Genomic DNA, 25,043 nt, shown 5'->3' on the forward strand with positions numbered 1-25,043 from the left:
TCAGATGCCTCCGTCGATGGACCGAGTGAACTCTCCCGGCTCGTCCGGAACCATGACCTGGGTGTCGCGGTTCAGGCTCTCACCGCGGAAGAACCGCTTCGACCGCGGGAAGAGGAACCAGACGAACATCAGCACGATGCCGACGGCGAGCGACCCGATGCCCACGACGAACGTGCCGCCGATGCCGAACAGCACGGTGTAGCCGTAGTCGACGTCCCACATGTCGATCGCCGACTGCACGAACGCCCCCGTGAGCATGAGTGCGCCGAGCAGCGGGAACAGTCCCTTGAAGAAGAACGCGTGCGCCGAGCGGAACAGGTCCGCGCGGAAGTACCAGACGCAGGCGAAGCCGGTGATGGCGTAGTAGAACGCGATTGCGAGCCCCAGCGAGAGGATCGAGTCCTGCAGGATGTTGTCGCTGATGAGCGTCATGCCCACGTAGTACGCGATGGCGACAACGCCCATCACCAGAGTCGAGAACGACGGTGTCTTGTACTCGGGGTGGACGTCCTTGAACTTCGCGGGCAGAGCGCGGTACACACCCATCGCGAGCGTGCCGCGGGCCGTCGGCAGGATCGTCGTCTGCGTCGACGAGATCGCGGAGAGGATGACGGCGACCACGAGCGCCCAGCCGAACGGGCCGAGCAGCCCGTCTTTGATCGCGAGGAAGAAGTCGTCAGCGTTCGCCTCGTTGCCGAGCCCGGTGGCGTCATCGCCGAGTCCGGCGTACATCATCGCCGCGATCGTGACCGAGACGTACGTGACGAGGAGGATGACGGTGGTCAGGAGCGCGGCTCGACCGGGGATGCGCTTCGGATCCTTGGTCTCTTCGTTGAGGGCGAGGCAGGTGTCCCAGCCCCAGTAGATGAAGAGCGCGAGCAGGATGGCTTCGGTGAAGCCGGACCAGTCGGTGAACGCGAACGGGTTCATCCACTCCCAGTCGAAGGGGGTGGGGTTCGGCGCGGTACCCGCGGCGAACTGCCAGAAGGCGGCGACGACGAACACTGCCAGCGCCAGGTACTGGATGCCCAGCAGCACGTTCTGGATGCGCTCGCCGATCTCGACACCGCGCCAGCTGACCCAGGTCATCGCGGCGATGAACACCACCGCGACGATCACGACCCGCAGGTCGTTGTTCTCGAGGTCCTGGCCGATCAGCGCCCAGAAATACACCGACGCGATCTGCGCGAGGTTGGCGAGGACGACCATGCCCGCCACGGCAACACCCCAGCCGCCCATCCAGCCCACCCAGGGGCCGAAGGCCTTGGTCCCCCATGTGAACGTGGTGCCGCAATCGGGCACGGCGTTGTTGAGCTCGCGATACGCGAAGGCGATGAGCAGCATCGGGATGAACGCGATGATGAACGCGATGGGCGCTTGCGCGCCGACGGCGAGCACCACCCAGCCGAGAGTCGCGACCAATGAGTACACGGGCGCGGTGGAGGCCAGACCGATGACGGTGGATCCCCAGAGCCCCAGTGTGCCGGCCGCCAGTCCCTTGCCCTCAGGGTGTTCCAGATGAATGGGCGTCGTTGCAACCATGCTGTGAACAGTACGACCACTGCTGTTCTCGGGTCAAGTCAGCAATATTGACAACGAAATTCATACATCTAGTAGGGGTCGAACAACGGAATCCGCGTTTGATCATCATGACGAGCGATCGAGCATCCCGTCGGAGTTGTCCGCCACCCATTCGACGAGCGGCAGCATCCGCGCCATGAGATCGCGTCCGAGCGGGGTCAGGCTGTACTCGACGTGCGGGGGCACCGACGGGAACGACTCCCGATGCACGAGGCCGTCGTCGGCAAGAGTGCGCAACGTCGACGCGAGCATCTTCTCGCTGATGCCGCCGACCTCTCGTCGAAGCTCGCCCCAGCGCCGCGTGCCATCCGACAGCGACGAGAGGATGAGCACGCCCCACTTGCTCATGATGTGGTCGAGGATGACGCGCGTGCTGCATCCCGGATCGAACACCATCGGGGACGATTCCTTTATCTGCGCGAAACTAACGGCCATGTAGGTACCTTACTTCAAAGTGGGTACCCACAGACTGGAAGGTTTGTAGCGAGATGCCGGTTGTCATGGACGATCCACCCACGAAAGGACTTCCCCATGACCACTCTCATCACCGGCGCGACCGGTCAGCTCGGCCGCCTCGTCATCGACAGCCTCCTCGAGCGCGGCGCTGAGCCGCAGTCGATCGTCGCCGGAGCCCGAGACACGGCGAAAGCGGCGGACCTGGCCGCACGCGGCATCCGGGTCGTCGAACTCGACTACAACGCCCCCGCCACGGTGAAGGCCGCCGTCGATGGCGTCGACACCGTTCTCCTGGTCTCCGGCTCCGAGGTCGGCAGCCGGGTCGCCCAGCACCGGGCGGTCATCGACGCGGCCGCCGCGGCGGACGTCACGAAGCTGGTGTACACGAGCGCCCCGAAGGCCACCACGAGCGATCTCGTTCTCGCGCCAGAGCACAAGGCCACCGAAGAGCTCATCGCGGCCTCCGGAATCCCTGCGGTGATCCTGCGCAACAACTGGTACACCGAGAACTACGCTGGCGCCCTCGCTCAGGCGACCGAGTCCGGCGTCCTCGCCGCGAGTGTCGGCGAGGGGCGCGTGGCATCGGCGAGCCGCCGCGACTTCGCCGACGCCGCAGCGGTGGTCCTCCTCGAAGACGGTCACGTCGGCGAGGTGTACGAGCTCGGCGGCGACGTCGCCTGGAACTACGACGAGCTCGCCGGCGCGATCGCCGAGGTCTCCGGTCGGCCGGTCGACTACCAGGCGCTGTCGACGGAGGAACACGCCGCCGTCCTGACAGGGGCGGGGCTGGATGCGGGAACGGTCGGGTTCGTGACGGCGCTGGACGCGGGGATCCGCGACGGTGCGCTCGCCGACACCGACGGCACACTCGCCCGTCTCATCGGGCGCCCCACGACGCCGCTCGTCGAGGGACTCCGCACGGTCGCCTGATCCGAATGACGTCTCCCCGGCCATGCAGCCTGCGTGGCCGGGGACGGCCTGTGTTCTCCGACGCTGTCGAGAGAGTCAGAGAGCGCCGTCGATCGGAAACGTGCTCTCGTGGACGTGCACGACGGTGATGCGAACGCCTGCCCGCTGTGCTCCAGCCGCCTCGAGCTCAGCGTCAACGACCTGGTGCACGGCCCGCACGGTGTCGACGGCGTTCATCGACGCGTCGACACCGACAGACATCTCGACGGTGATGCCGTCTTCGCCGCCCGTGACCGACACGAGCGGCACCTCGGCGGCTCGCAGGCCCAGCGCCTCTATTGCCGTATCGACGAGGTTGGACACCAGAGACCCCGAGCGGTAGAGATTCTTCACTCCCGGAGTGGCCCGGACCGCCGCCTCGATCGACGATGCCAGCTCAGCGTCTTCATGCTCGGTCATCGCCGGCTCCTTCTGCCCAGAGTGAGATGTCGTGGATCGTGATGTCGATCGCGGTGACGTTCAGCTCGGTGTTCGCATTCAGCCGGTCAGCGACTTCAGCGCGCAGCCGATCGGCCAAGCGCGGGATCACCTGCCCGTAGGGCACGCTCACGTCGATGTCGATGCGGATCGGAGCGCCGATCTGGGTCACGTCGCCGTCGAGTCTGCACCGACCGACGAGGACTCCGGGAACAGCGTTCTCGGCTGCCCTGATCAACCCGCGCACAGCCCCCTCGGTCACGCCGAAGTCGACCGAGGGATCCGGTGAGGCGAGCGGGATCCGACGACCGGAGCGAGCATCCAAAGCGATGCCGCTGAGGATTCGGTCGACCCAGCGCGCATCGGCCGCCGGCTCCGCCGCGGTATCCGCAGCGACCAACGCAGGGGTGAGCCCGCGAAGCCGTTCGAGTGCATCGAGCGCCAGTTGGCACCCCGGAGATCCGTCGATCGATGGATCAGCGGGCGCCCGTCCGGCATCGAGATAGTCAGTGAGGTCCTCGATGGCGTGGCCGTCGAGATCATCCGGCTCGAAACCGAGCAAACGCTGCTCGGGGGCGTTGTCTTCGTCGTTCATCGCCACTCCTCCATCCGCACGATGATGTACTTCCGTGCACGGGCGATCAGCCCGCGCACTGTCGTGACGGGAATGCCCAGCTGCTCGGCGATCTCGTCGTAGCTGTGCCCGCCGATCTCACGCAGCACCCAGCATTCGCGCTGGCCATCCGGCAGCTCCCGCAGTGCGTTGCTGAGCGCCTCGACCTCCGCCCGCGCCTCCGCCACCTGCGGTGGGCCTGCATGCTGCGGCGCTGGATGGTCGACCTCGTCGATGTCGATCTGCGGGCGCAGGGCGCGGATCCGGTCCACGGTCTTGCGACTGACGACTCTCATCAGCCAGCTCTTCACCTTCGCCGGGTCTTCGAGCTCCGGCAGTCGCTGCCATGCCGTCACGAATGCCTCCTGCACGATGTCATCGACGTCGGCTGACGCGTTCAGCATCCGCTGCGCGTACGCGCGCATCATCGGCGTGTAGCGCCGCACCAGCACGGCGAAGGCGGCGACGTCACCGTCGATGGCCCGCCCTGCGACGATGCGGTCGTCAGCGAGCTCGAGCGAGCCCGATGGTCTCGTGCTGTCCATGTTCTCCCTCCGCTCCTTCGATCGTTCTCGCACCGACGGGGTCGGAGCAGCCCCCGCTGCTCCGACCCCAGCTTGCACCGGCACCGAGCGATCGGTGCCGGGTTCTATCCGCTTCCTCACGCCTTGGAGCGGCGTCCGGCGATCAGTCCGTAGATCAGCAACACGATGAGGGAGCCGCCGACGGCGAGCACCCAGGTCGAGAGCGAGAAGAACGAGTCGAGACTCGCGTTGAACAGGAGGCCTCCGAGCCAGCCGCCGAGCATCGCTCCGACGACTCCCAGGAGCAGAGTGACGAACCAGCCACCACGTTGCTTGCCGGGAAGGATGAGTTTCGCGATAGCGCCCGCGATCAGGCCGAGAATCAGAAATGCGAAGAAGCCCATGAGCTCTTTCCTTTCGATGAGAGGTGGAGGGTGAGGTCGACCCATGCGACCCCACCCGAGCCGCTACTTCTTGAACGCGTCCTTCACGTTCTCTGCTGCGTCTCTGACGTTGCCCTTGACCTGCTCAGCCTTGCCCTCAGCAACGAGCTCGTCGTTGTGGGTGACGTGGCCAACGGCCTCCTTGGCCTTTCCTGCCACCTTTTCGGCAGCGGCCTTGATCTTGTCCTCGGCGCTCATGGCGTCTCCTTTTCTCATTCAGGTCGCTGTTCGGCGACCGGTCATCGTGCAGGCACAGCCTGCGGTCAGTGTGTTCTCGGGGCTCAGGTTCGGGTGCTCGATGCCCCGATGCATTCAGCGCACCCTGGTTCGGGAGCGCAAGCCGTCGCGCCAGCTCCGATCGGCCAGGTGCAGCATGACGGGCACCGACGTACCGATCAGCGCGTCCCAGTCGTCGACCGCCGATTCGGCAGCATCCAGAACTCGACCGAGTGACGCGCCCCGCTGGACGGTCACGGTCAACTCGATCGCTCGTTCGCGCTTCACCAGGTAGACGCCTGTTCGCGCCGAAATTACATCCGGCCGATCAGCGATGCTTCCCCCGAGCACGGCCTCAGCCACATTCCGATCCACGGAGGTCCGGCCGCTCCCGGCGTCTACGCTCAGCACGGTGGGCGTCTTCCCCTTTCCTCTGGTGAAGACGAAAACCAACAGCACGACAGCCAGAACCAATGCGACTCCGATCAGCACGATTGCTGCGCCGGAGACGCTCCCCGCCCCCGGGACATCAACGACCCACGTTCCGACCTGCGCCAGGAGATCACTCGTCGCCTTCGTCGACCGTTCCACCCCGGGCTCGGCCCAGGCCGGGCGCACCCCCAGTACGACGGCCGCTGCCCCGCCGGCCAGCAGGATCAGCCCGCAGATCAACAACAGACCACGGTTGAGCACCCGGTTCGTCGAGTTCATGCCACCACTCCCCTCGGCGCCACGATGAGACGCGGAGTGGCCGCGAATCCGATCTCAGCGAGGGTTTCTGTCACGGCGGCTTCGGCTCCTGCCCGGTCAAGCGGCAAGCCGCTCGTCGGCGTGATCCGTACCGTGACGACACGTCTTCCGACCGTCACAGAGACCTGTCGCCGGCTGATACCCCCACGCACCGCCACGGCATCGGCGACCGCGTCGGCGAGAACGCCGTCATCCACCAGCAACGCCATCCTCTCCGTCGTGCGGGTTCGACGCGCGCGTCGCCCAGGACTCAGCGCGAGTACCAGGAGAAGCAGGGAGACGAGCACCGAGATCGCTCCAGTCGCAGTCAGCGTCGTCTGCCCCCCGCCGTTCTCGGACTGAGCCGAGATCCACGCTGTCGCCTGGTCCCTGAACCCGGCATCCATGAGCCACCACACCGCACCCGTGATTGCCGCGATCAGCACGATGAAGAGGAGCGACGCGACCATGACAGCCGACACGGTCCGCGGCGAGTGCGTCTCTCGGCGCAGCACGCGGCGATACACGGCTTGCTGGGTTGTCATGTCACCCTCCTCGCAGCGCTTCGACGTACTCCGGAATAGCGAACGTCAACCACGCTGACGGTTCGCCCTGACAGTTCTCGCATGCCATCGACCAGGCTTCGGCGGATGACCTCGCCCCGTTCGACGAGGGTCTCGCCTCGACCGGAAGCCAACGCCACCGGCACGGACACCGACACCCGGAGCGCTCCCTGCTCATCGGAGAGGTCGACGGAGACGTCGCGTGGGGAAACCCTCGCTGCGTCCCGCACCAGACCGACTGCGAGATGCTGCAGGGCGCGAGCGGTTACCGTCGTCCTCCCCGGTGCGGCGCCCTGTGCCGTCTCGGTTCGGCCGGGAATCATGAGGACGAGCGCCTGCCCCGGAAGGCATCCGCAAGAGCCCGCACATCGAGTCGCCCGTCGATGATGCGCCCCACAGCAGCACCGATGAACATCGCCACGGCGACCAGGACGAACGCCCAGAAACCGAGCGCGACCCATGTGAGCGCGAGCACGGTCCCCACCGCCGCGCCGGTCACCGAGGTGGTCACAGGACTCGTGCCTCCTGCTGACGCTCACCCTCGTCGTCGTCCGACGGAATGTGAACGTCGTTCACGGTGACGTTGACCTCGGCGACCTCCATGCCGACGAGCTCCACCATTGCGCGGTGGATCGCGGCCCGAACCTCGTCAGACACCTTCTGCAGCGAGACGGGGTACTCCGCGACGATCGTGACATCGACGGCCACCTGGGTCTCGCCGACCTCGACGCTGATCCCTTGGGACAGGTCAGTCGTGTTGAGCGCATCGCGGATGGCCCCCACCATGCGTGCGGCGCCGCCGCCGAGCGCATAGACGCCACTCACTTCACGTGCGGCGATACCGGCGATCTTCGCAACGACGCCGTCCTCGATCGTTGTCTTGCCTGCTGCAACCGCTCCCTGCGGTGCAACGACCTGAGCCTTGGGCTGGGTGCCACCAGTCACATTCGCCATCCTGAGCTCCTTCATCCATAGGTGTCCGCTGCCGGTGAAGACCGCGGGCCGCAATGCTGCGACACCACTAAGACGGATGGGAGGAGCAAAACGTCACAGATTCGTCAGAATTCTCCTCACTCCATCGGATGGCACACCGCTCGCCGCGTGAGAATCGCCCCCATCTCGTTCGCCGACGCGAGTATCGTCGGCACCGGAGGCATCATGCCCAGTGTTCGCGATCTCGTGGCCGTGGCAGAGGCCAGCGCCGAACTCGGGCCCGGCGCCGAGGAGCGAGTCTCGGGCTACGGATTGATGAGTCTTCCATTCACGTCGGGCTACGTCCTCGCCCTCCGTCGGTTTCCCCTCACGTCGCTCGGCCCGGGATACACATCCGTTTGGCTGCGCACCCCGACTGGAGCCTGGACGATCTACACGTCCATCGACGCGCTGCTCTCCTGCCCGCGCTACTTCGGGAGCGCCCTGGAATCGACGTCCGTCCATGAGATCACGGTCGACTGGATCGGCGAGCGCTCGTTCGTGGTGAGCATCGGCGACGAAGTCGGGCTGCGCTGGAAGGTCGTCCTCGCCGCCACACCGATCACTCGGATGATGTCCGGCGTCGCCAGCGCTCTGCCGGCCGGCTTCTGGCAGAACCAACGGTTCCTGTCGATGCTCGGCGCGGTCGCTGGACTCTCGCTGCGTGCCGGACGCATCGGAATGACCGGACGCACTCCGAATCGGCAGCTCTTCAAAGCCAGCCCGAAACGAATGTGGATCGTCGAGAGTTCCACGGCTTCGCTCCACGGCGAAGATCTCGGCGCCATCGGGCCGCTGCAGGAGCAGACGAAGCTCGGTGACTTCTGGATGCCGCAGCGCGGGATCTTCATGATAGGCGGTGCCGTTTTCGACCCCCTCGATGCTGGGGCTCATCCGCCGACGACAAAGGCTGGCGCGCGCGAAGGGTGAGCGGGATCGGGAGCTGCTCGCCCTCCACCGGACATCGATGAGGTCCCGATCGGCGGTTGTCCTCACAGAGTTGTATGGTGTGGGCGTGAAGTATCGGCCAGGGTTGAGGCTCGGAGACCTGACAGATCTCGGTTCCAGGAAGCGAATCAAGGCGATCAACCGATGGATCAGCGACGCCGAAGAGGTGGAGCAGGTCGACGTTGAATACGCGATAGCGGTGCTTGAGCTCGAATCTGGGATCGACCACTCAATGATGGCGATGACGATCTCACTGGCCGCCTTTGTGGCGGCGATCGGTGCTTTGCTCGTGGGAGATGGGATCGCGGTGGGGATTGTGATGGCGCTCGCTCTGTTCGCAGTGTTCGGTGTGCTCGTCATCCTCCTTCTCGGCGCCAAACGAAACGAAACACTGATCGCGTTGTACGGCCTGCGACGGCAGCGGCGCCGGTCGGCGTGGTGGCACGTTTGGGACCGTTGATCGCTGCGAGGCCCGTCCACCTTGCGCCGCCGCTGAGCACGACGTCGTGGCCGCGACGCCTCTGTCAGTCCGTACGCATCCGGTCGACCGAGTACTCCGCCGTGGCGTACACCCCACCTTGCGGGCCACTGGGGAAGGGCGGCTGATCGCTCCCGAGCTCGGCGGCATCGTCGATCGGCACGAATCCCGCTGCCCGCCCTGCCTCGAGACTCCACCAGCGTTCGGTGTTGTTCGAGACCGCGTAGAAGACTGCTTGCCTCTGGTCGGTGGTCATCGCGGCATCGAATGCGCGGAGGGCATCGCGGGGGCTGAGCCAGGTGTGCATCTCCCGCGCGGACCCGGGCATCGGCTCATAGCTGCCGATGCGGAGGGCGATGGTGCGGAGATGGAACTTGTCCGAATAGAGGCGGCACAGGGCTTCACCGGCGACCTTGGAGACGCCGTAGAACCCGTCGGGCCGCGGGGGCATCGCCTCCTCCACCGGAGTGTCAGCGTCGTAGAACCCGGTCACGCGGTTGCTGCTGGCGTAGACGACGCGGCCCACCTCGGCGCGGCGCGCCGCTTCGAGCACGTGGTAAGTGCCGACGATGTTGATCTCCGCAAGATCGTGGAAGTCCGCCTCATCGGCGATTCCGGCGAGGTGAATGACACCGACGCATCCCTCGAATGCCGCTTCCAGACCCGCAAGATCGCCGACGTCGCAGCGGAGGAGACGCTCTGAAGGGGTCACCCGCGTGATCTCCGCGACATCGATCGACACGAGTTCGACGGACGTGTCGGCGAGGTGCTCCCGGAGAGCGGTGCCGATGGTGCCGGCGGCTCCCGTGATGGCCCAGCGCTGTGCGCGTGTCTCGTTCATTCAGTCGACGCTAGCGGAAGGCGTGAGCGCCTCGGTTGCGCGCGCCCCCGTCGTCAGGGAACGGTTCAGAATCCTGCGCCGTGGGCTTGAAAAGGGGCCACGATCCCCGTCTCTTCGGCCGCGCGCGCAAGCGACTCGGCTGGCACCATGCCGGCGGCGAGCCGCTCGTGCATCGCGGCGAGCAGATCGCATGCGACGTCATCGGCGACCACAACGGGAGACGCGATGACGCAGCGCGTACCGGCGTGCAGCCATGCTCGAGTCATCCCGATGGCTTCTTCGCCCCATCGGACGGACGAACGGCCGAGCTCACATGCCGAGAGCACCACCGTGTCGGGGACCTTCGGAATGAGGTCGATGTCATAGCCGAAGAGCGCGCCGTCGGTGAGTTCGAGGCCGGAGAACAGCGGGTTCTCGGCCGAGTGCCTGCCGTGCGCCGCGATATGGAGGGTGCCGACCGTCGAAGCGAGCTTCTCGGTCTCGTCGACGGTCGCCGCCTCCGGAGGAAGAACGGTTGCCCCGTTCCAGGCTGACGCCGCTCGCGCGATCTCCTCCGGGCCACGCGAGATACGGGGGCCGACGACGAAGCCCACCCCCGGCGCGGCCCCTCCCCGCCGGTCGGCGACCCATTGGCTCGCCGATGTCGCGATCGTGAACGCTCTGCGGCGCATTCCCGGCAGCATCCCCCACGGGATCCCGCCCAGGACGCCGGGCACGGTGATCGCGACGCGCCTCTCGCCGATGGTTTCCACGATCGGCTCGACGAGCACCGACGACAGCGCTGCCAACCGCTGTTCGAGCGACTCCCGCACGACCGGCACCATCGGTCCCGAGCGAACCGATGCGCTGACGTCGAGGTCTGCGCGCAGCCCCGCATAGGCAGTACTGATGCGCGCCCAGGGACCGATCTCGATCACCCTGGCCAGATCGTCGGTCACAGCGAGCGCCGTGATGCTCGTGCCGTCGAAGACGTAGGTGACGAGCGCCGTGTCCACCGCGAGGGTCGAGCGAAGGTCTTCGAGTGCGATGCGATCCCGTGACCCCGCCGCACCGGTCGAAGACCACTGCCGACGGCGGACCCGCTCGCTCAGCTCGGCGGCACGAGGCGATGCGAGCCAGTCGCCCGCTCCGGACTCGGAGCGCAGCATCCGAAGCTCGGCGAGATCCGCGGCCAGCGCCTCATCCCGCGGCGGACGCACCGGAATCGTCTGTTGACTGAGGTGCCGAGCGCGCTCCGACCAGTCGAATACGACGTCGGGCCGCCGCGAACGCACGGCGGATCTGAGCCCGGCGAAGATCAACCCGCCGCCGTGCATCACGAGCGACGTCGCGAGGTCGAGGCTGCCGAACGACCGCTGCCATTCGGCGAGCGCGTCCAGGCCCGTGGCAGCATGCCGTCTCGCGCCGGACTCGTTTCCGCGCGCCGCAGCGCGAGCGGATCGCACTTCGTGTGCAAGCAGGCGCACCTGCAGCGGAGCATCGGCCGGCGTGCGGATGGCTGCCGGCGGTGCCGCCGGATGCGGGTGGTCCGCGAGCCGGAGCTCTCGAGTCAACCGCAGCGCCTCTGCGTCGGCACGCAGGTCTCTCGCCTGGAGCGCCGCGATGACGGCGTCCGCCTCGGCGACCGCGGCTGCCGGCACGCGCCGCCGCTCGCCGGAGTGCTCGGCCACGGGCGCGAGCTGCGCGCGCAGACGCAGGGCGTCGGCGCGCAGCGCCCACCACTCACTGCTGATCCCCCGGAACGTGCGGGCGGCGACGGTCGCGGTCGCCGCCGCTCGCACGGGCGTGTGCGTGAGAAGAGACCGCGCCAGGTGGAACTGCGCCTCACCCTTCGCCTGCCGCATGCGGTTCGCGGCGAAGACGCCGACCACCCGTTCGAGGCTCTGCTCCGCTTCGCGAGCGAGTCCGGCATCCCGGAGCACTTCTGCGCGGTCGAGGTCGCAGATGGCGGCGTTGACAGCGGAGGCCGCGGCGAGCGCACCCCTGGCCTCCCCCATCGTCTCGAGCGCCACGATGAGGTCGCCCTCGAGCAGCGCGATATAACCGGCATTGTGCATGGCCATCGCCCGCTCGACCTCACCCCCGACCGTCTGGTAGTCGCTGGCCGCCGCTTCGACGTCGGCACGCGCCGCCGCCAGATGTCCGGCCTGGCTGTGCGCGACACTGCGATTGACCAGCATCGGCGCCCGATACTCCACCTCGTCGCGGATCCCCGCGATCCCCCGGTCCAGGAGGGCGACCGCCTCATCGAGCGCGCCTCTCTCCAGCGCGAGGAGACCGAGCTGGCCGTAGACGATCGCCGCGGTGCCATCCGACACCCCGGGAAGCGCGAGCGCCTGCTGGCACAGCTGCGCAGCGGCATCCGGATCACCCTGGCGGATCGTCAGCGCGGCGAGCGAACCCGCAATGCGAGCACGCAGATCCGGGTCGTCGGTGCGCTGGCCCGCGAGGAGCAGCACCCGCCGCGCAGCAGCGTTCTGCCCCGCGTTCAGGTGGGCGCGACCCCGACGGTGCAGCTCTGCGGCGGATAGCCTCATGCATTCAGGATGGCGGGTGGTCAGTCCATCCGCGAGTGGTCCTGTGCGGTGAGTTCCTTCACCACGCTCTTCTTCGCCGCATCAGGACTCTCGCCGGCCACGATTCGCGCCGCGATCCGCCCGGCGACCACGGGAGCCGCGAACGACGTGCCGCTCCACACCCCGAACCCTCCCCGGAAGTCGTCGACGTCGAGCGTCTCCCGACGATGCCCGTGGCCGTCATCCCTCGTGCCCGCCTGGATGCCGCCCTCGAAGGTGATCGGCACCGTGGAGAGCAGCGAGACACCGGGGGCGTACACCTCGACCCAGTCCCCGATGTTGGAGAACAACGCGATGGAGCGGTCGGATGGGTTGAGCGCGCCGACCGACACATGACGGCCGGGATCGTTCGAGGGGATCGCGGCCGGGTACGTCGGCCTCGACGTTGCTTCATTCCCCGCGGAGCATACGACGACGCAGTCCCGCATGCGGATCTCGTCGAGGAGCCTCTTGAGCTCGGACACGGTGTCCGGGTCATCGGGTGTCTCGTGGTGAAAGCTGAACGACAGATTCAGCACCGCGACCTTCGAGCCACCTCGCTTCGATTCGAGGGCGCTGTCGTCCATGAACTCGACGAGCCGGCCCAGCGCTCCGATCAGGTCGCTCTCGAGGATGACCCCCTCGCCGTCGGCGACACGTACCGGAAGGATCAACGCGTCGGGGCATTCCTGGTGGATGATTCCGGCGATGAAGGTGCCATGCCCGGCGGCATCGTCGAAGATGCCGTCGAGCGGCTCGGCGAGCGACGGTGTGCGCTCCGGATTCGTCGGCGATTCCGGCTCGATGCCGATCGGTTCGCCGGCGCCGAGGCGCGGCTCGATGACGGCATCCTTCAGCCACGGGTGTTCTCCCCAGCCGGTGTCGAAGACCGCGACGATGGGACGGATCGCATCAGGATGGCGGCGGGTCGGCTTCGCCCCGAGGTAGGTCACCGGCTGCAGGCCGCCGGAGCCGAGCTCGCCGTAGCTCCCGATGCCGACTGTCCCCGCGTTCGCCTTGAACGGATTCGCTTTGAACGGATTCGCTTTGAACGGGTTGGCTTTGAACGGGTTCAGACCGATGGGGTCGGTCGTGAGGACGTGGTTCAGACTGATCCCGCGTTTCCCCCAGCCGGTGCGTCGCGCCTGCCGCAGCAGCGCCCACGCGTCGGGTGTCGCGACGACGTGCTCCGCCTCCTTGGCCATACCCAGGCGGAGACGCACGGACCTGCTCACGCCACGAGATCGCGGAATCGGCATGCCTCTCTGGGGGTCGATGCGGGGGTCTTCGATGTTTCCGCCGCTCTCGCCGGCGTCCACCGTCCATCCCGACTTCTCCGCAAGCGCCCGCAGCCTCTCGACCGCGCGGGCGTCCGCCTCGCCGGTATCGACCAGAAGCTCGTCGGAGACGTACAACGCCGGGAAGACGGTGCCCGGCACCTCACCAGAGGGGTCCAGCAGCGTGAACCGCCTGACCTTCCGCCAGTCATCGGGATTCCGCCTGGTCTCCACGCCCTGATCGCTCACGTCGGCTCCTCACTCACACTTCGAATTGGGGGGTCTGGAATTCGTGCAGCTCGCCGTCAGCGGCCCGCACCACGATGCGCATCCTGGAGACGCCTGCGGGTATCGAGTCGAACTCGAAGCGCCCGTTGTCGCCGGCGCCGGCCGACCAGTCGCGCTCCCCCTGCGTGAGGCGGATGGCGAGAGCCTCGGCGTCCACCCACCCGTCGATACGCCTTGAGCCGTCTTCGGTCGCTGTCACGTGCAGCAGCACGCTGGTCTTCCCGTCGCTGAACTGCAGCGTCGCGGTGTCGGCTTCACCGCGGATCACCGCGAGCGGTGATCCCTCGACGAGCGTCAGCAGTTCATACGCGCGAGACACGTCCTCGACAGCGACGGCCGCGACCATCCGGTCGACGAGGTCGTCCGGTTCGGGATCCGCCTCCCGCCACATCTCACGAAGCCGCGCGAACAGCGCGACCTCGGGGCCTTGGCCCTCTTCGTTCATGCTCATGATCTTCCTCCCCAGCCGTCGCCCTCGAGCAGGGCGCGGAGCTTACCCAGACAGCGCTGGCGCGTCGGTCCGATGGACCCGATCGGCATTCTGAGATCTGCAGCGATGTGGGCGTAGTCGGGTCGTTCCTCGAACGCGATGACCCGCAGCAGTCGCTGGCATCGTGCGTCGAGCGTTCCGACGCTGATCCACAGGCGACGACGGTCGTCCTGCACCTCAGCGCTCTGCTCGGCCGACTCCTGCGGAGGCAGGTGATACTCGAGCGTTTCCACTTCGGTCGCGTCATCGCGCCGGTGCCCTTTGCCCACTCGCCACGCCTCGCGGCGCGCGCACATCGTCAACCACCCCGAGATCGCCAGCGGCTCGATGATCGACTCGTGCCTGCGGACGAGCGTCAGCCACGTCGTCTGCACGACGTCCTGCGCGAGGGCGGCGTCGAGCCCGTAGGCGCGCACGACATGCCACAGCGAAGGAGTCATGAGCCGCACGAGCTCGTCCATCGCGCTGCCGTCGCCGTCACGCCAGCGTACGAAGAGGGAGCCCGCGCGTTCCCAGCGCGCGGGCTCGGTGGAATCGACCGCGTCAACGGTGCCCTCCTGCGTCATACGGTCAATTGTGTCCACAGCGAGGAGAGAGCGATAGGGCGGTGCCTGATACATGGCCAAACGTCCAATTCTCCGGTGACACCGATTCAGTTGGACGGCGCGGCTCCGACATCGATGGCGAGCCATCGCCGGATGACGTCGCCGTTCTCGTCATCCCAGTCGGGTTCGGTGAGCGCCCATCGATGCATGAAACGTGCCGCCACATCGCGGTGCAGCCCGGCCTCGAGAACTTCGGCGAGCGCCTCCGCCTCCGCGAACTGCAGACTGCAGATGACTTCCTGGGCTCCCTGGGATCCGCTGAGGAGTTCTCGGAAGGTGCGGGCCAGTCGGTTGACGGCCTGCTCGAGACTCTCCGCGGCGACGGTGGTGTTCATGATTCGACCTCCTGGACGTTGATGGGGTGGAGCATCCTGTGCGCCTCCACATAAGAGAAGAGGGCGCAGGGCGCCTCGCGATACAACATCGGGAGGCATCCCTGTTCAGATCACCCGGACGCTCCGCCTGACCACGCGCACGAAGGGCGAACCGCCGGGGAGGCGACCTTCGATGCGGATGCTCACGCTCGAGAAGCCCGGTGGTAGCACAGCGGCCGTCCCGCCCCAGGTCAGGTGGCGCGGCCGCAGACGGGCGTGCTTCGCGAGGATGCCCTGGAGCTTCTCGGACTCGCGGTCAGGGTCGAGATTCTCCGGAAGCAGGAGGCGCGGGTGCGCGACCGATGCGACGCTGACTCGGGGTGCGGTGAGCGGATGCTTCTCGAATCGCGCCCGCACCTCCAGTGTCGACGGCTGTCCCTCCTTGAGCACGTCCGGCAGCCGGAGCTTCAGACGCAGCGGCGACCGGACGAAGGCGGCGACCGCACTCGCCACGGGTCGCGCGAACCGCTGGCCGCGATCGCCGCGGTCACCCCGCGCGCCGCGCAGGAGCCGCCAGATTCCGACGGCGGGGCGGAGGACGGTGACGTTGACGTATCCGTCGCCTCCGCTCATCCGCACGCCCCAGTCGTCCACCCGAACTGCCCGTCCGGAGGGCGAGATCAGCACCACCCGCCCGAGCGTGCCCGACGGCGTCGAGACGCTCACCGTGAGCTCATCGGCATCCGGCTCGACCGGAATGTCGATCATCGGCGCACTGTCGATCCGGTTGACCACGAGACCCTGATCGGTGAGACCCGCGCGCATATCGTTGTAGGCGAGGTGCAGGTCGAGTGCAGTGGGACTGTTGAGGAACAGCCCGCCGGTGGACGTCGCGATCGACTGCAGGAGCGGGGCGTCTGCGGCGGGGCCGAGCGCGACGGTGTAGACGCGGAGGCCCGCGGGAAGCGCGGCGAGCGCCGTCGCGACCGTCGGGTCGACGTTCTGGAACCCGTCGGAGACGAGCAGCACCGCGCGCGGCGGCGCTGCCCCGGTCAGCTCGCCGGCCGAGGCGATCATTCCGGCGCCGATCGGGGTCCAGCCGCCGAAGGCGATGCCGTCGACCGCGGCCCTCATCGTCGCCGCGTCACCCGGATCGTCGAGCTGCGTGAGCGGCGCCTCCACCCGTGCGCGGTCGGCCGGCGGGGTCACCCCGGGAGCGGGGTCGGCGAAGCTGACCACGGCGGTCCTGTCGCCGAGGGACAGCAGATCGATGAACCGCTTGGCATTCTGCCGCGCCGCGGACTCGTAGCCGAAGGCGACCATGCTGCCGGTCCGGTCGATGCACTGGACGACGCTCAGCGGGGCGGGTGTCGTGACGGTGAGGGTCCTGGTCGCTTCGGCGAGCGCGCGCAGCCCGGTCGTCACCTCGGCGATGACGGGGGTCGCCTGCGCCCACGGCGGCTGAAAGTCGAGCCCGCACTCGGTGTTGAAGCCGAACACGCGATGCGCGAAGAACATGTACTCGTCCGACGGACCCGCATGGTTCGATGTCGTGCCGAGCGAGTAGGCGTTGCCGTTCACCGATTGGATCGCGGTGCGCAGCGTCGTCTCGAGCCCCGCATAGATCGCCTCATCGGCGGCTGACACCGGCTCGGATGCCACGAAACTGCCGCCGGCCGGGTTCGGACGCAGGATCTGCTCGCCGTACGAGTGCGCATCCACTCCCACGAGCACGTTCGGAAACTGCTCGAGCACCCACCGGATGTTGCGGTTCTCCGCTTCCGAGAAGGCGAATGCTCCGCGGAACGTGTCATTGCAGGAGGCGCCGGAGGAGCCTGCTCCCCCGAAGTAGACCTCATAGTTGCGGTTGTTGTCGACGCCGAAGCATCCGCCGCCGTTGTTCCGCCGGTTCTTGCGCCAGCCTGCGTCGTCATGCACCGAGAACGTCAGCCCATCCGGATTGAGCACCGGCACGATCAGGATGTCGAGGCCGTCGACGAGCGCGGTGATCGCCTGCACTTCCGGATCGACGCTCGCCGGGTCGTAGTTGTTCAGCAGCTGCGCCGCGAACTCGATCGCGATGAGCGGATTCATCCACTCGCGCGCGTGCGTGCCACCGATCAGCAGGATCCCCGGTTTGCTCTTGGATGCCGGGGTCGTCGTGATCCGCAGGAGCTGAACGGGTGCCGGCCCCGCAGCGGATGCGAGGGAACCGTCGTATCCGAGGGTGGCCTCGGGAAGCGTGGTGAGTGCGCACAGAGTCGGATGCGCCGCCGCGAGTGCGGTGATCGCCGCCGCCACGCCGGGACCGTCGAGATACCCCGAGACGAATCCGGTCGCGATATCGGCCAGACCACCGCCGACGTCGTCGCGGAGATCGCGGACCTGCAGTTCCGAGACCCGGGTGACCGGCAGCCCGAGCGTCTCGACGATGCCGATCTCGGCATCCGTCAGCACCAGGTGGAGCTCGCCGCCGACCACCATGCGGTGGTCGGCGGCGATGCTGCCATCGGTGTCGAGCTGGGCGACGACGAGCAGGTTCGCCGGCGTCGCCGGCACTGTGCACCGAAAAGCAGCCATGGCCGTCAGCGCTTGCCGACTCGGATGACGAAGCCCACAGAGCCGTCGACGTGTCCGCGGTCGTCGCGCTGGAGCACGACCACCTCGTACTCGCCTTCCGGTGTGTCCGGCTCGATGATGCCCCCGAGCACGAGCAGCGTCGGGTGGTCTCCGGGTGCCGGCACGGGAACGCGCACGCTCTTCACCGGGGAGAGGAGCACCACTTCGCGGCCGCCCTCGAATCCGAGCGACCACGTCGGTCGCGCCGGGAGCCGGATGCCGAGCAGCCGGGGCTCGAGAACGAGGGTTGCGAGGTTGCGCGTCGGCTTGATCCTGGTCGGCGTTTCAACGGGCTCCCTCTGCCCCTTGGGCGTCCGCTCCGCCAGCACCCGGATCCGGCGCCGCAGCACCGGGTCGATCAGGTCGAGGTAGAGCCGCACGGACTTGGGCAGCTCGCCGCGGAGGATCTCGAGCGACATCGACTTGCCACCGTTGAGGTCGTGGCCGATGACGAAGCCGGCGGCGAAGTCGCCCCCGCTGGAGTCGGCATCCACGATCGAGATGTTCTTCTGGGCGAGGTTGTTGTCGTCCCAGACGTGGTTGCCCGTCGGAAGCGGGCCGTCATGCGGGGTCACCTCGGCCAGCAGGCACGGATGCCATTTCACCGGGGTCCCGCCGATCATGATCGTGTCGGGCGGAATGAGCCCGGCCGGCCATTCGACGCTCACGATCTGCTCGGCGCCCGCTGCCAGCGGGCCGACCTTGGCTTCGCCGATGAAGTAGGTGCCGTGCGCCATCGGCGACGGGATCGGGTCTCCCGGTCCGTTCGTCGGGATGAAGGACGCAGGCCACGTGAACTCCGTCCCGGGCCAGTGGGTGATCGACAGCCGCACCCAGGCCTCGTTGGATGCGACCGCGCTGCGGTTGCGCACACGGGCGTGGATCCAGTTCGCCTGGCCGCGGATCGGCGGCTGATGGGGTCCCGCAGCGCTGTACGACGCGGGAACCGCGCCGGGGTCGGATGCCGGGTTCGTCGTGCGGCACCACAGGTCCGGCGTGTTCCAGAAGCCGCCGGCCGTCGGAACGTTCCCGGTGTCGCCGAGGTTGTCGCGCATCACGATGTCCGGGAGTGCGCCGAAACTGATCGCTCCCTGCACAGCCGCCTCGGCATCGACACGGCCGTAGCCGTACCAACCGCTGCGGACCGCCGGTTGGCCCGACGTCACGGACGGGTTTCCCGCGGCATCCAGCCATTGACCGACCGGGTCGGTGTTCGCGAGATCGAACCTCACGGCGGTGTCGCGAAGCACCTGCCGTGCCTGTACCCAGGTGAGCACCGGCTTCGCGGAGAGCACCAGGGCCGCAACCCCCGCAGCCAGCGGCGTCGCCGACGACGTGCCGCCGAACGCGTTGGTGTGGTTCGCGGGACCCTGCACGACGGCGGAACCGTTCGCGTGGGCGTTGAGCAGACCGCCGGACCAGCCGGGAGCCCAGCCGTTCAGCGTGATCGTCTTCGTCATCGCGTTGATCGACACGATCCGCGCCGGCTCGCTGCCGTTCACGCCGACCGCACCGAGGTGGAGCACCTGTCCTGCGGCGAGGCCCGCGACGCTCGCGACCGTGATGCTGGTCGCACCGGCGGCGCTGGCGGCCGTCATCGTCGTCGAGATCGCCGGGAAGCTGGGCAGGTTGCCGTCGCCGACGTGGGCGGCGCCCCATGTCTGGTAGTTGGCGGGCGGGTTGTGCAGCCCCGAGTAGTCCTCGGTCGGCGCCGAGAGGGCGATGCTCCCCCAGCCGGACATCGTGGCGCGCACTTCGGTGACTCCGTCGTTCGCGAGAGTCGTACCCGCGATCCCGAAGGCCTTCTCGTACGCTCCCCATGGCCGCGCCGTCACGTTGTTCTGGTTCGCGTTGCCGGTGGAGAAGAAGCAGAGCGTGCCCTTGCCGCCTCGCCCGAACGTGGTGAGGAAGTCGAGCGTCGCCCGTGCGGTGCCGGACAGCGGCGAACCCGCGCCGGGTGTGAGACTGCACGTGATGACGTCTGCGCCGCGGCTGAGCGGGGCGGGGAATCCCACGATCGGGCTCTGCGGGTTGAACCCCGCCATCCAGACGTACTGGTCGGACACCTCGATGTCGACGTATGGCGTACGACCCGCAACACTCATCATCTGCACGTTCGGCGCCGCACCGGCGACGCCGAATCCCCCGCCGCCGGGTGCGGGATTGTTCGCCATCGCAACCGAGACGCCCGCGACACCGGAGCCGTGATCACTCCACGGGCTGTTGTTGTTCGCGACCATGTTGTCGAAATCGAAGGACGCGAACACCTTGGGCTGACCGTTGGTGAGGGTGCCGTTGAAGTCGCCGTTGGTCGGCGTCCCGCCCGACTCCTGGACACCGGAGTCCCACACCGCGAGGAGGATGTTCGGGTCGCCGAATGTCTGCAGGCCGTTGTCCTGAAGGATCTGCCACGCATCGGGCGCACCGACCAGGATGCGGTCCCAGGCGCCGGGGAAGAGGAAGTCGTTCGGGGTGACGGTGTCGACCTGCGGCGAGACCGCAAGGCTCGGCTCTGCCCAGGCGACGTCGTCGCGGGCGGCGAGCTTCTCGATCACCTCGAGCGCGTCGAGGGAGGCGCCGCGGTGCAGCCGGAACACGAACGTGGTCGTCGCGTACGGCAGTTCGCGCGTCAGCTCGCAACCGAGCTCCTTCGCGATCGCGGCCGCCTCTTCGCGGCGCGGACCGCGGAACTGCACGACGATGTCACGGGTGAGGTGGCTGAAGCCCTCCTCGCCCTGGATCACGACGGCGCCGGCGTGCTCGACATCGTCGAGGGCATCGAGGCGCTTGAGGATCTCTTCGACGGATCCGCCGGCGCGGTACAGCCGCATGCCGGCCTGGTGAGCGAGGTCTGGGAGCTTCTGTTCTTCGAGACCGAGGTCGCCGGCGATCGCGTCCAGGTTGTTCTGACGCCGTGCCTGGCGCGCCAGGGTGACCCCGATGAGCCCAGGCTCGGCGTTGACCGGCACGCGCACGTTCTCGCGGAAGAAGGTCGGGGTGCCGGGCTTGGCGAGCAGCACGAGTTCGGTGTTCTGTGACTCTTGCAGCGTGATGCGGCGGGTCTGTTCTGCGAAATCCGGATGCCGGACGGTGAGCACGGCGGTGCCGGGAGGCAGCTTGTCACCGAGGTAGGCCACGACGTCTTCATGGAAGTCGAGGCGACGGGGCGAGCCGGGCTCGCGGGCCGATTCCACTTCGACGTGGGCATCGGGGGCGGGTTTCTCATCGAAGAGCACATCGACGCGAAGCATGGCAGTCATGGCAGAACCTCCTGGTCGAGACGGATTGTCAGCAGGGAAGAGTCATGCTCCTGGCTCGTTGATACGCCGCGCCGAGGATGCGGAGCGGCGGTCGCCATCGCGTATCAGCGCGGGGACGACCGTCCTCTTCATCTGCGACCCGTGTGGTGAAGGGTCGCCGAGGCCCGCCAGGGCCGTGAGGGTCCGCTGCGGCGGGCCGGAAGGAGGGAGCCGCCATGGCACCCAAGAAGTCACTGCGCGAGACAGCACTGTGGGCGATACTCGCGAATCGCCATCCCATCTTGTGGGAAGAGATCATCGGCCCACTCGGACCGCTCGGCAAGGTCGCGGTGAACAGGGCCGCACTGAACCCGCAGCCGCTGCCGCCCGTCGAGAGCGCGATCGGCGTCCGCTACGGTCTCAGGACCGCATTCGCCGTGGTTCAGGCGGCTGGCACCGCGCGACTGCTCGGCATCGCGTTCGACGATATCCCGGACATCTGCCCGCCGGAGCCGGAGCCCTTCCCGCCGCTTCCGGAGGGCCCGGATCCGATCCCGTGGCGGACGGCGCTCAAGACCGTGCCGAACTTCTACGAGGACTATGCGCTGGGGCTCGCGATCGGGCTGGAGACCACCGCCGGCGACTGGGAACACCTGCCGGTGGCCGGGGCGCTGGGAAAGCTGCGCGAACGCGCGATCGGCATCGCGCCCGTGCGGGACTGACGATTGCCGGTCTCAGTTCTGAAGCGCGCCGGAAGGGGCGCCTGCTTCACGCGCAGGCGCCCCTTTTCCGTGGGCTGCACCAGGCGTAGAGTGTGCGCACATGCGATAGCCACCGCCCGCTGATGCGTCTCCCGCCGTTCGGCGGACGAGGATACCGGCCACCGGTCGCGCGAGCAGCTCAGGTGAACGGTAGTCCCACCCGTTTCATCTCCCTTTCACGCGCTCCAAAGGAGGAGCCACAATGCTTAAGGAACTCCACACCGTCCTCCCTGCTGCAGACCTGCAACGCGCACGGACCTTCTATCACGACAAACTCGAACTCGACCCCGATGAGATCCGTGACGGCATGCTCATGTATCACGCATCCGAAGGATCAGCCTTTGAGATCTACGAGACGAGCAACGCCGGCACCGCGAAGAACACCCAGATGGTCTGGTTGACAGACGACCTCGACGCGGAGATGGCTCGCCTGCGCGAACGCGGCGTCGTCTTCGAGGACTATGACATCCCTGGCATGAAGACCGAGAACGGTGTCGCCACGATGGACGATTCCAAGGCGGCCTGGTTCCGGGACACGGAGGGCAACTTCCTCTGCATCGCGCAGCAGCTATAAGTTCAGCGGATCAACCACGGAGCGCAGTGGCGAGGTCGGCGATGTCGGCCGGGGTCGTGCGGCAGCAGCCGCCGATGAGACGTGCACCGCGTGCGCGCCAGTCCGGAGCCATGTCAGCCAGAGTCGCTGTGCTCTTCTCGCCGGGGCCCCACGTCTTCGTGATCGGGTCATAGGCCTCGCCCGAGTTCGGATACGCGACAAGAGGCGCGCTGGTGTGCGCCGCCAACTCGTCGAGCGCCGGCGAGACGAGATCGATCGGAACGCAGTTCACCCCGATTGCGATCACACCCGCCCGGCCTTCGAGCGCCCGGGCGGCATCGGCCAGCGGAGTGCCGTCGCTGATGTGCCGGGCGTCGCGCAATGAGAAGGCGTACCACGCGGGCGTGCCCAACTCATCGGAAAGCTCGGCGAGAGCGAGCGCCTCCGTGAGTTTGGGCAGGGTCTCGAAGGCCAGGATGTCGGCGCCGGCTGCCACGAGCGCAGCCACGCGAGGCCGGTGGAAGGCGAGGAGCTCCTCGCGCGACAGGTCGTATTCACCGGTGTACTCGGAACCGTCGGAGAGGAACGCCCCATACGGGCCGACAGCGCCGGCGATGACGTGCAGGGCGGATGCTGAATCGGAGGCGGATTCCGCGGCACGAGCGGATGCCGCGAGCCGGACGCTGCGGGCGACGAGGTCGAGCGCAGCATCCTCATCGATCCCGCGGGCGGAGAACCCTGCGGGAGTCGCCTGGTAGCTCGCCGTCGTGGCGATATGAGCGCCGGCAGCGAAATAGTCCCGGTGCACGGCCTCGATGATCTCGGGCTGTTCGAGGAGCGCCTTCGCTGACCAGAGCGAGTCGTTGAGATCGCACCCGCGACGCTCGAGTTCCGTCGCGAGGGCACCATCGAGCACGACCGGGCGATCGGCTTCGAGGTGCTGGACCAGTCGGCGGCTGGCGGTCATCGCGTTCCTTCGGGTGTGGCTATCCAGGGTGTTCGAGGAAGACCCGGATATGACGAAAACCCCCGGAATCCGCGGGGAGTCTTGAGCTGTAGCGGGAGCGCGGCTTGAACCGGCGACCTCACGATCATGAGTCAGGTGTTGCAGTCTAGCGGCCAACCTTTCTGCCAGTCGGTGCATCTATTGCACTGACGGTGCAATAGATGTATGGTCGTTCGATCGGGCATCAACGCTCGACCACGCATCGACACTGCGCCAAGGGAGTCTCATGTCGACCATCACGTCCACACCACCGACCGCTCTTCAGAGCGCCATCCGCAAAGCCCGCTGGCGGATCCTTCCGCTCATCTGCGTGCTGTACTTCATCGCATATCTCGACCGCAACAACGTCGGCTTCGCTCGCGAGTCGATGAGCGCCGAGCTCGACCTGACGGCTTCAGCGTTCGGCCTGGGCGCCGGGCTCTTCTTCATCGGGTACACCCTCTTCGAGATCCCGAGCAACGCCGGCATGCACCGCTTCGGCGCACGCCGTTGGATCGCCCGCATCCTCATCCCCTGGGGCCTGCTCGCCATGGGCACGGCATTCGTCGTCGACGACACGTCCTTCGCGGTGATCCGATTCCTGCTCGGCATCGCCGAGGCCGGGTTCTTCCCGGCCGTCGTCTTCTACTTCACGCTCTGGTTCCCGGTGCGCGAACGTGCGGCTGTGCTCGGCGTGTTCGTGCTCGCGCAGCCCATCGCCAACATGATCGGCGCGCCGCTGAGCGGTGCGCTGCTCGAACTCGATGGCGTGGCCGGACTGCATGGCTGGCAGTGGATGTACCTGATCGAGGGAGCACCCGCGGTGCTGTTCGGCCTCGTCGTGCCGTTCCTGCTCACCGACCGCCCCTCGGCCGCACGCTGGCTCGCCCCCGACGAGCGGGTCGCGCTCGAAACAGCGATCGCCGACGACAACACGAGGATCACATCGAAGAACCACAACTTCCTCGCCGCGTTGAAAGACGGCCGCGCCTGGGCCTATGCGTTCCTCAACCTGGGAATGGTCCTCGGTATCTACGGCCTCGCGTTCTGGTTGCCCTCGATCGTCGGCGAGATGGGCGACTTCGAGCCTTTCCAGCGCAGTCTCGTCGTCGCGATTCCCTACGCGGTAGGAGCATGTTTCGTACTGTGGTGGAGCCGCCGCGCTGACCGCACCGGCAAGCGCGCGTGGCACGTCGCTGTCAGCCTCAGCGTGGCAGCGATCGGTCTGCTCGGTGCAGGGTTCACCCTCACCGTCTCCCCAGTGATCGCGATGGCCTCGCTCTCGCTCGCCGCCATCGGCATCTATACGGCCATCGCTCCGATGCTCTCGATGTCGGCCAGCCTCTTCTCCGGCGCCGCGGCGGCCGCGGGCATCGGACTCGTGGGTGCGGTGGGGAACGTCGGCGGATTCATCTCGCCTGTCGCCGTCGGTTGGCTCACCGACCTGACCGGCTCCACCCAGGCAGGGATCCTGCTGCTGGCCAGCGCCCTGGCCATCACCGCTTTCGCCACATGGCGCTTCGCCGGCCGTCGCCCTGAGGGAGACACGAGCCTGGCACTGAACAAGACCGAAATCGATCCGATCCGCACTGACACGGAGGCATGAC

26 protein-coding genes are annotated in these 25,043 nt (G+C 67.5%); 6 read left to right on the forward strand and 20 right to left on the reverse strand.

Going from position 1 to position 25,043, the window contains the following annotated elements:
• Positions 1-1,542: an APC family permease gene (locus LTA6_RS01880; protein WP_407358517.1), complete on the reverse strand. Its 1,542-nt coding sequence runs from the start codon at positions 1,540-1,542 to the stop codon at positions 1-3.
• Positions 1,543-1,647: 105 nt separating this feature from the next.
• Complete coding sequence (locus LTA6_RS01885) at positions 1,648-2,016, reverse strand: helix-turn-helix domain-containing protein (RefSeq protein WP_341975767.1); 369 nt, start codon at positions 2,014-2,016, stop codon at positions 1,648-1,650.
• Between the two features lie 96 nt (positions 2,017-2,112).
• Here LTA6_RS01885 and LTA6_RS01890 point away from each other — a divergent pair, with 96 nt between their 5' ends.
• Positions 2,113-2,967 carry an SDR family oxidoreductase gene (locus tag LTA6_RS01890; RefSeq protein ID WP_407358518.1) on the forward strand — a complete coding sequence of 285 codons (855 nt, stop codon included), beginning with the start codon at positions 2,113-2,115 and terminating at the stop codon, positions 2,965-2,967.
• 75 nt (positions 2,968-3,042) lie between these two features.
• Here LTA6_RS01890 and LTA6_RS01895 read toward each other — a convergent pair whose 3' ends face one another.
• The 9 genes from LTA6_RS01895 to LTA6_RS01935 all read right to left on the reverse strand — a co-directional run bounded on the left by LTA6_RS01895 (position 3,043) and on the right by LTA6_RS01935 (position 7,465).
• On the reverse strand, positions 3,043-3,405 hold the full coding sequence (locus LTA6_RS01895) for a hypothetical protein (protein WP_407358519.1): 363 nt from the start codon (positions 3,403-3,405) through the stop codon (positions 3,043-3,045).
• Positions 3,392-4,018, reverse strand: coding sequence for an Asp23/Gls24 family envelope stress response protein (locus LTA6_RS01900; RefSeq protein WP_407358520.1), 627 nt, complete (start codon positions 4,016-4,018; stop codon positions 3,392-3,394). The genes LTA6_RS01895 and LTA6_RS01900 overlap by 14 nt, the downstream gene beginning before the upstream one ends.
• Positions 4,015-4,581 (reverse strand): RNA polymerase sigma factor, encoded by a 567-nt coding sequence (locus LTA6_RS01905; RefSeq protein ID WP_341975771.1) that lies wholly within the window; start codon positions 4,579-4,581, stop codon positions 4,015-4,017. The genes LTA6_RS01900 and LTA6_RS01905 overlap by 4 nt, the downstream gene beginning before the upstream one ends.
• A 116-nt stretch (positions 4,582-4,697) precedes the next feature.
• Positions 4,698-4,964, reverse strand: a complete 267-nt coding sequence (locus LTA6_RS01910) for a GlsB/YeaQ/YmgE family stress response membrane protein (RefSeq protein WP_407358521.1) — start codon at positions 4,962-4,964, stop codon at positions 4,698-4,700.
• 63 nt (positions 4,965-5,027) lie between these two features.
• A complete protein-coding gene (locus tag LTA6_RS01915; RefSeq protein WP_341975773.1) occupies positions 5,028-5,201 on the reverse strand; it encodes a CsbD family protein in 174 nt (57 codons plus the stop codon).
• A gap of 114 nt (positions 5,202-5,315) precedes the next feature.
• Complete coding sequence (locus tag LTA6_RS01920) at positions 5,316-5,930, reverse strand: hypothetical protein (protein WP_407358522.1); 615 nt, start codon at positions 5,928-5,930, stop codon at positions 5,316-5,318.
• Positions 5,927-6,493, reverse strand: coding sequence for a hypothetical protein (locus LTA6_RS01925; protein ID WP_407358523.1), 567 nt, complete (start codon positions 6,491-6,493; stop codon positions 5,927-5,929). Before LTA6_RS01925 ends, LTA6_RS01920 begins: the two co-directional genes overlap by 4 nt.
• A gap of 337 nt (positions 6,494-6,830) precedes the next feature.
• Positions 6,831-7,022: a DUF2273 domain-containing protein gene (locus tag LTA6_RS01930; protein ID WP_407358524.1), complete on the reverse strand. Its 192-nt coding sequence runs from the start codon at positions 7,020-7,022 to the stop codon at positions 6,831-6,833.
• On the reverse strand, positions 7,019-7,465 hold the full coding sequence (locus LTA6_RS01935) for an Asp23/Gls24 family envelope stress response protein (RefSeq protein WP_341975777.1): 447 nt from the start codon (positions 7,463-7,465) through the stop codon (positions 7,019-7,021). Before LTA6_RS01935 ends, LTA6_RS01930 begins: the two co-directional genes overlap by 4 nt.
• Before the next feature lie 147 nt (positions 7,466-7,612).
• Here LTA6_RS01935 and LTA6_RS01940 point away from each other — a divergent pair, with 147 nt between their 5' ends.
• Positions 7,613-8,413, forward strand: coding sequence for a hypothetical protein (locus tag LTA6_RS01940; protein WP_407358525.1), 801 nt, complete (start codon positions 7,613-7,615; stop codon positions 8,411-8,413).
• Between the two features lie 85 nt (positions 8,414-8,498).
• Complete coding sequence (locus tag LTA6_RS01945; RefSeq protein ID WP_341975779.1) at positions 8,499-8,891, forward strand: hypothetical protein; 393 nt, start codon at positions 8,499-8,501, stop codon at positions 8,889-8,891.
• A gap of 64 nt (positions 8,892-8,955) precedes the next feature.
• Here LTA6_RS01945 and LTA6_RS01950 read toward each other — a convergent pair whose 3' ends face one another.
• From LTA6_RS01950 to LTA6_RS01985, 8 genes are all read right to left on the reverse strand, one after another.
• Positions 8,956-9,750 carry an NAD-dependent epimerase/dehydratase family protein gene (locus tag LTA6_RS01950; protein WP_407358526.1) on the reverse strand — a complete coding sequence of 265 codons (795 nt, stop codon included), beginning with the start codon at positions 9,748-9,750 and terminating at the stop codon, positions 8,956-8,958.
• Between the two features lie 65 nt (positions 9,751-9,815).
• Positions 9,816-12,287, reverse strand: coding sequence for a CHAT domain-containing tetratricopeptide repeat protein (locus LTA6_RS01955; RefSeq protein ID WP_341975781.1), 2,472 nt, complete (start codon positions 12,285-12,287; stop codon positions 9,816-9,818).
• Between the two features lie 20 nt (positions 12,288-12,307).
• On the reverse strand, positions 12,308-13,831 hold the full coding sequence (locus tag LTA6_RS01960) for a S8/S53 family peptidase (RefSeq protein WP_341975782.1): 1,524 nt from the start codon (positions 13,829-13,831) through the stop codon (positions 12,308-12,310).
• 13 nt (positions 13,832-13,844) lie between these two features.
• The gene (locus LTA6_RS01965) at positions 13,845-14,321 is read right to left on the reverse strand and encodes a hypothetical protein (RefSeq protein WP_407358527.1); all 477 of its coding nucleotides are present in this window, start codon (positions 14,319-14,321) and stop codon (positions 13,845-13,847) included.
• Positions 14,318-14,926 (reverse strand): sigma-70 family RNA polymerase sigma factor, encoded by a 609-nt coding sequence (locus LTA6_RS01970; RefSeq protein ID WP_363544707.1) that lies wholly within the window; start codon positions 14,924-14,926, stop codon positions 14,318-14,320. The genes LTA6_RS01965 and LTA6_RS01970 overlap by 4 nt, the downstream gene beginning before the upstream one ends.
• Before the next feature lie 86 nt (positions 14,927-15,012).
• Positions 15,013-15,300, reverse strand: a complete 288-nt coding sequence (locus LTA6_RS01975; RefSeq protein ID WP_341975786.1) for a hypothetical protein — start codon at positions 15,298-15,300, stop codon at positions 15,013-15,015.
• A gap of 105 nt (positions 15,301-15,405) precedes the next feature.
• Positions 15,406-17,859 (reverse strand): M14 family zinc carboxypeptidase, encoded by a 2,454-nt coding sequence (locus LTA6_RS01980; protein ID WP_407358528.1) that lies wholly within the window; start codon positions 17,857-17,859, stop codon positions 15,406-15,408.
• A gap of 5 nt (positions 17,860-17,864) precedes the next feature.
• Complete coding sequence (locus tag LTA6_RS01985; protein WP_407358529.1) at positions 17,865-21,158, reverse strand: S8 family serine peptidase; 3,294 nt, start codon at positions 21,156-21,158, stop codon at positions 17,865-17,867.
• A 215-nt stretch (positions 21,159-21,373) separates the two neighbouring features.
• On the opposite strand from LTA6_RS01985, the gene LTA6_RS01990 reads away from it, so the two are divergent.
• Complete coding sequence (locus tag LTA6_RS01990; protein ID WP_407358530.1) at positions 21,374-21,859, forward strand: hypothetical protein; 486 nt, start codon at positions 21,374-21,376, stop codon at positions 21,857-21,859.
• 241 nt (positions 21,860-22,100) lie between these two features.
• The gene (locus LTA6_RS01995) at positions 22,101-22,472 is read left to right on the forward strand and encodes a VOC family protein (protein WP_341975791.1); all 372 of its coding nucleotides are present in this window, start codon (positions 22,101-22,103) and stop codon (positions 22,470-22,472) included.
• Between the two features lie 10 nt (positions 22,473-22,482).
• Here LTA6_RS01995 and mmuM read toward each other — a convergent pair whose 3' ends face one another.
• The gene (mmuM, locus tag LTA6_RS02000; RefSeq protein ID WP_341975792.1) at positions 22,483-23,418 is read right to left on the reverse strand and encodes a homocysteine S-methyltransferase; all 936 of its coding nucleotides are present in this window, start codon (positions 23,416-23,418) and stop codon (positions 22,483-22,485) included.
• A 265-nt stretch (positions 23,419-23,683) separates the two neighbouring features.
• On the opposite strand from mmuM, the gene LTA6_RS02005 reads away from it, so the two are divergent.
• Positions 23,684-25,042, forward strand: a complete 1,359-nt coding sequence (locus tag LTA6_RS02005; RefSeq protein WP_407358531.1) for an MFS transporter — start codon at positions 23,684-23,686, stop codon at positions 25,040-25,042.
• Position 25,043: the final 1 nt, after the last annotated feature.

The organism is Microbacterium sp. LTA6 (genome assembly GCF_045690355.1).
Classification (GTDB): Bacteria; Actinomycetota; Actinomycetes; order Actinomycetales; family Microbacteriaceae; genus Microbacterium.